Consider the following 6159-nt stretch of genomic DNA (forward strand, 5'->3'; position numbering starts at 1 on the left):
CGAGGTCGACCTCGAGGCGGGCGTCCGAGCGGCCCGGGCGTTCGGTTCCCCGGTCCCGGCCTGAGCGCGTCGAGGAGCAAGAAGTGCTGGTAAGGATAGGCTTTCGACGCTTGCGACTCCGCGCGCCGACTCCTAGCGTGGACACATGGACACCCCTCGCTCCACCCGCCACGACGCCGTCGAACCGCACGACGCCTCGGTCGGCGACAGACTCAACTGGCTTCGTGCCGCCGTCCTCGGGGCGAACGACGGCCTGCTCTCGACCGCCGGGCTCGTGATGGGCGTCGCTGCGGCCACCACCGACCGATCCGCCCTGATGGTCGCGGGGATCGCCGGCTTGTCCGCCGGCGCGTTCTCGATGGCCGTCGGCGAATACGTGTCGGTGAGCACCCAGCGGGATACGGAACGTGCGCTCATCTCCAAGGAGATCGGCGAACTCGACCGCGAGCCCGAGGCCGAGTTCGAAGAACTCGTCGGGCTCTACACCGCCAAGGGGCTCAGTGTGGACACCGCCCGGCTGGTCGCCACCGAACTCCACGCCGTCGATCCACTCTCCGCCCACCTCGACGCCGAACTGGGCATCGATCAGGAGGCACTGACCAACCCGATGCACGCAGCCGTCTCCTCCGCGATCGCCTTCACCCTCGGGGCGATCATCCCTCTGCTCGCCATCCTCGCCCCCGCCAGCCTGAGAGTGCCCACGATCGCGGTGCTCACCATGGTCGGTCTGGCGCTCGCGGGATACGTCTCCGCGCGTCTGGGAGACGCGGATCGGGGCAAGGCCGTGCGCCGGCTACTCCTCGGTGGTCTCGCGGCCATGGCAGCGACCTACGGGATCGGCTCGATCCTGGGAACCGCCGTCGCCTGACCGGGGACGGGTTGCTCGCTACTGCACCGGTGAGCCGATCTCTGCCACCATGGTCTGGTGAGAAGACTCGGTTACGTCGCGGCCAAGCGCCTCGCACTCGAGACACTCGGGTGGACGCTCGTCGTGCTGGGTATCGCCGCTCTGTTCCTCCCCGGCCCCGGGCTGCTCACTCTCTTCGCGGGCATGGTCGTGCTCTCCCAGCAGTACGAGTGGTTCGAGAAGCGGGTCGACCCCGTCAAGCGCGTGGCCCTCGAGGGCGCGTCCCGAGGGGTGCAGACCTGGCCGAGGATCACCGCGTCGGTGCTCGGCGTGGCGTGGCTGGTCGGACTCGGGATCTACTGGGGCCAGCACCCCCCGGCACCACAGTGGTGGCCCCTCGATCCAGCCTGGTGGTTCATCGGCGGGTGGGGCACCGGCGGAAGCCTGATCGGCTCCGGCCTGATCGGCCTCGTCCTCATCGTCTACTCGATCCGTCGATTCCGGGGGAACCCGTACGACCACGAGGTGGAGACCGAGCGCGAGAGGGAACGCCACGCCGCCCGCCACCGGGAGAGAGAGGAACGGCGACGGGCGCGGCACGACGTCACATCGGGCCGGAGGCCGCACCCGGCCGCGTCTCCCACCGGGCCGGGCGTCGCGTCGGACTGATCGGGCGTCACGTCAGGCTGAACGTCTCCTCGCCACCCACCGCGACCATGCGCTCCTGTCCGGCCACGCACACGTGGACCGGGGTCGAGTCGATCACACCGTCTCTGTGATGCACCGTGACGCTGTCCTGCATCACCGTCACCGTGAGCGGGGACCGCAGGTAGGTCATGTTGAAAGAGACCCCGTCGATATCCCGGGGCAGGTTGGGGTGGATCTGCAGCATCCCGTTCTCCACCCGCATCCCCGCGTAGAACCGCTGGATCAGGTCGACCGTCCCGGACATGACACCCATGTGGATACCCTCGCGGGTCGTTCCTCCCTGGATGTCGTTGACGTCGCTGCCCAGCGCCACCTTGAAACGATCCCAGGAACTGTCCGGGTCGAAGCGGGCGAGGACCCCGGCATGCGTGATGTAGGACAGGGTCGACCCGTGTGACGTGCGCTGGTCGTAGTAGTCGATGGTGCGCTGTGCGGCATCGTCCGCGAACCCATAGCCGAGTCTGGTGAAGACCCGCCGCAGTTCGTCGTCGCTGAACAGGAAGAACAGCATCACGGCGTCGGCCTGTTTGGCCAGTTTGTACCGGTCCGGGGTGTCGCCCTCGGCCTTGAGGATCCGGTCGAGCCGCTGGATGTTGCCGTATTTGGCACGGTAGGAGTTCCAGTCCAGCTCGTCGAGGTCCTCGTACCCCTCGAACTGGCTGATGATCCCGTCGTGGAACGGCACGAACATCTTGCGGCTCATGTCCTTCCACCGCTCGATCTCGTCGTCACGCAGTTCGAGCCGGGCGCGGACGGCGCCGGCCTGGGGCGCCGGCAGCAGGTCGAGCAGGTGGGCGGCGATGTCGCAGATCCACGCCACGAAGACGTTGGTGTAGGCGTTGTTGCGCAGCCCGCCCTCGGACGCGCCCGGGTACTTCTCGTGGTACTCGTCGGGCCCCATCACGCCGTGGATCTCGTAGCGCTGCCGCTCCGGTGAGTAGTGCGCGATGGACGACCAGAACCGCGCGATGCCGAGCATCATCTCCGCACCCCGGAACTCGAGGAACATCGTGTCCTCGGTGAGGGTGATGTACTGCCAGACGTTGTAGAAGATCGCCGCGCTGACGTGGCGCTGGTTGTGCGACAGGTCGATGTCCCACCGCCCCGACATCGGGTTGAGGTGGAGTTCCTGGGTCTGCTCCGTGCCGAGCGATCCGCTCTGCCACGGGAACATGAACCCCTCGTACCCGGCCGTCGCCGCCGCCACCCGCGCCTCGGACTGTCTCCGGTAGCGGTACATGAGCAGGCTGCGGGTGACGGCCGGGAGCCGGAAGGTCAGGAACGGGAAGACGAACAACTCGTCCCAGAACACGTGGCCCCGGTAGGCCTCGCCGTTGATCCCGCGGGCGGGCACGCCGGCGTCGAGGTCGGCGGTGTTGTGCGAGCACGTCTGCAGGATGTGACTGATGTGCACCCGCAGCAGGTGCTGGGCCTCGTCGTCGCCGAACACGTGGAGGTCGCACGCCTGCCACAACCGCTCCCAGGACTCGCGGTGGTGCGCGTACGCCGCACCGAACGGGCGCGACCGGGCGGCCGACCGGGAGGCGCGCAGGAGCGTGTCCCCCGTGGCCGGGTCACGCGAGGTGAACAGCGCCACCGACTTCTCGATCGTGGTGGGGACGTCGCGCTCCAGCTCCACGTGGAGGGTCTGCTGGATGTAGTCCGCCATCCGGAAGTCGGAGCGGGGCACGTCTCGTTTCCGACCGCCGGTCGAGACGAGGGTCCGTGCCGCGACACCGATGTTCACCTCGGACTGCCGGGTGCGCACCTTCAGCGCCATCACCTCGGGGTGCGGGAACACCGTGCTGCCCGGCCGGAGGTGGTCGCTCTCGAGTTGCCGGTATCGCGGTACGCCGTCGTTGGTGACGCGTCCGTCGAGCGCGCTCACGACCTCAGCCTGGCCGGACCAGTTCAGCGGCGTGATCGTCCACTCCATGTAGGCGTGGTGCATGCTGGCCATCGACGCGAAGCGCCGGCTCACCAACTCGGTCTCCCGCCCCTCCCGGTCGCGGAAGCGGATCTGGCGGGTCATCAGCGCCGAGCGCAGATCCACTCGGTGGCTGTACTCGAGGATCTCCACTTCTGCGAGCCGGAGCACCTCCGCCCCGCCGATCCTGAGCTTGAGCGGCAACCAGTTGGGCAGGTTGACCAGGTCCTCGTTGTGCACCGGGACGCCGCCGAGCATGGTGGTCGCGCGGTTGTACAGGCCGTGGACGTACGTCCCGGGGTAGTGGACCCCGTCGGCGTCCTCCCATTCGGCCGCGCCCCGCGTGCAGAGGTAGCCGTTGCCCGTCGACGTGAGGGTCTCGCGCAGCCCCTCCTCGCCGGGATCGAACCCGGAGTAGGACAGCGTGAAGGCGTCGGACCGCCCAGCGGTGGTGTCGTTCGAGGGCCCGGTCTGCAGAGTGGTCACGCGGTCGACCCTATCGACTGACCTGCGGTTCCGACGGGATCCCACGTGCTTGTTTCCGGGATCGTCATCTGGCCGAGACTCGTCGGCCACCGACGTATTGTATGATCTACGTCACAGTCGGGACGGCCCGGGCCGCGCCTCGGGGCCCGCCGTCGACCGTCGCGCCGGAACAGGGGTTCACCATGACCGTTCAGTTCATCGAGATCACGGAGGACGTGGCCGACAGGCTCCACGTCCTCACCACACCGACGGCCTGCCAGGTCGGCGATGCGCGCATGATCATCGTCGATCTGCTCGGCTCCGGTCCGTCATGGCCACTGTCCGTCCTCGTCGACCACGTGTGCACCGCGTACGAGGCTCCCGACGGGGAACGTCTCATGGTCGACCTCCGGGAGGGCATGGCCGAGGACGAGCTCCGCGACGAGCCGGCACTCCGGCACGTGACGTGGGTGCGCGCCACGCGCCTCGCGCTCAAGGAACTCACCGACTCCGGAGAAGTGGTCTGGAGCCTGCCCTCGGACGATCCGGACGAGGTCGACCACCCCGAGGTCGAGGTCCTGATGTCCGGCGCGGAACCGCGCGCCTTCCGCGTCTACGTGGGGGATCCGCTCCCGGACGGCTCGGTGTCCCTGCGGTAGCGGACGGCCACGGCCAACATCACCGCGCCCACCGCGATGAAGGACAGCACCCGGAACAGGCCGGGCAGCGTGGCAAGGTCGAGGAACAACAACTTGGCGAGCGCGAGCGACCCCAGGACGAAACCCATCCTGCGGGCGTCCGAGAGCCGGGGACTCGGCGTGAGGATCAACCAGGCCGCGCAGCTGATCCACAGCACGGTGACCACCAGGTGGGCCACGAGGAAGCCGTTGCGCGCCGCGCCCGCCAGGTCACCGATCACCACTCCGGCCGCCACCACCATCACCGAGAAGGCCAACAGCGCCGCGACGGCACCCGCCATCACCACCCTGGAGGACTGCCGGGGCACCCGCCGGGACGCCCACCACGTCGCGGCCACGGCGAGCGCGGTGACCGCGAGCGCCGCCACCACGTCCCAGTAGGTCAGCTCGCGGACCGCCAGACTCTCGTCGAGCGCGAGGAACGGCTCGTTGACGACCAGGTACACGGCCAGCGCGATGGCGGCGCCGACGCCGGCCACCCAGTCCGCCCAGCGGCGACCCCACAGGCCCGCCGCCACGACGTAGCCGGTGGCGCTGAGGGTGAGGGCGAGGCTCGTCATCTCCCGTCCGCCCAGTTCCACCCAGGCGCCGAACAGCAGCGCACTGCCCACGACCCCCGAGACGGCGGACAGCAGCACCGGTCCCGGTTCGTGGGCTCGACGTCCGGCCACCACCGCGACGGTGAGATAGGCCGCGGCGAGGATCACGCCGACCGGCCAGCCCGGCCGCAGGAGGAAGAGTCCGGAGAGGAGCAGCAGGGGGACGGCGGTGGGGACGACGACGAGGGCCGCGTTCTCCGGAGCCGGGCGGCGGCGCACGGAGTCGACCCAGGCGACCCCGACGCCCACAGCGGCGAAGACCAGGGCCGCCACGATCAGCGCGACCTGTTCGCCCCGGTCGTGGAGGTGCGTCTGCGTGAGGTAGCCCACGAGGACCGGTGCCGGGAAGACCGACCACACCACCCTGACCGCGATCCCGAGTTCGGCGCCGAGTACGGCGGTCGCGATGGCCAGGATCACCAGGAAGACAGGGAGCTCGACGCCCGTGGAGATGAACGGTGCCAGCACCATCGTGCCGGCCGAGACCAGGCAGGCGAGCAGCCCCGAGGACCATCGTTGTGCCAGGGCCATGCCCGCGAGCGCCAGCCCGCCGACGAACATGTACGCCGCCGGCACGGGGATCCACTGATAGAGAGTGGTGCAGGCGATCACGTCGAGCATGGCCGCTGCCAGACCGGTGCCGACCAGGGCCAACGCGCCGGGGTTGATCGGGCGCTCGGGCGTGGCCTCGTGGCGGGACTGCAACCACAACCCGAGCCCGACCAGGACCAGCGCGAGTACCGCCGCGGCGACCACCCGGGCGATCGGTGGGAAGAGCCCGGCCTGGATGGCGACCACCAGCAGGAACGCGATCCCGGCCAGCATCACGGATCCGCCGATCGCGGCGATCACCGTGGCCGCCGTGAGCCGTGGCACCCGGCGGGGTCGGGTCTCCGCGGAGCGCCGCGTCCACCC

At 69.5% G+C, this 6159-nt stretch carries 5 protein-coding genes; 3 read left to right on the forward strand and 2 right to left on the reverse strand.

What is annotated here, in order from left to right:
* Positions 1-145 precede the first annotated feature (145 nt).
* Positions 146-868, forward strand: coding sequence for a VIT family protein (locus G6020_RS02755; RefSeq protein WP_017838261.1), 723 nt, complete (start codon positions 146-148; stop codon positions 866-868).
* Between the two features lie 57 nt (positions 869-925).
* Positions 926-1516 carry a PGPGW domain-containing protein gene (locus tag G6020_RS02760; protein WP_179524306.1) on the forward strand — a complete coding sequence of 197 codons (591 nt, stop codon included), beginning with the start codon at positions 926-928 and terminating at the stop codon, positions 1514-1516.
* Positions 1517-1523: 7 nt separating this feature from the next.
* On the opposite strand, the gene G6020_RS02765 is transcribed toward G6020_RS02760, so the two are convergent.
* Entirely contained in the window at positions 1524-3968 is a 2445-nt protein-coding gene (locus tag G6020_RS02765) for a glycoside hydrolase family 65 protein (protein ID WP_179524305.1), read from the reverse strand.
* Positions 3969-4150: 182 nt separating this feature from the next.
* On the opposite strand from G6020_RS02765, the gene G6020_RS02770 reads away from it, so the two are divergent.
* Positions 4151-4606 carry a hypothetical protein gene (locus G6020_RS02770; RefSeq protein ID WP_042330231.1) on the forward strand — a complete coding sequence of 152 codons (456 nt, stop codon included), beginning with the start codon at positions 4151-4153 and terminating at the stop codon, positions 4604-4606.
* On the opposite strand, the gene G6020_RS02775 is transcribed toward G6020_RS02770, so the two are convergent.
* Positions 4561-6159, reverse strand: a 1599-nt coding sequence (locus G6020_RS02775) for a DUF2339 domain-containing protein (protein WP_194305931.1), incomplete at its 5' end; no start/stop codon positions are given. The two genes, G6020_RS02770 and G6020_RS02775, sit on opposite strands and share 46 nt — an antisense overlap.

This window comes from Dietzia sp. B19 (assembly GCF_014145155.1).
GTDB lineage: Bacteria > Actinomycetota > Actinomycetes > Mycobacteriales > Mycobacteriaceae > Dietzia > Dietzia natronolimnaea.

What these genes read in the sequence shown, in the direction of transcription:
- G6020_RS02755 (WP_017838261.1), top strand. Translation starts at nt 146, where the DNA reads ATGGACACCCCTCGCTCCACCCGCCACGACGCCGTCGAACCGCACGAC.
- G6020_RS02770 (WP_042330231.1), top strand. Translation starts at nt 4,151, where the DNA reads ATGACCGTTCAGTTCATCGAGATCACGGAGGACGTGGCCGACAGGCTC.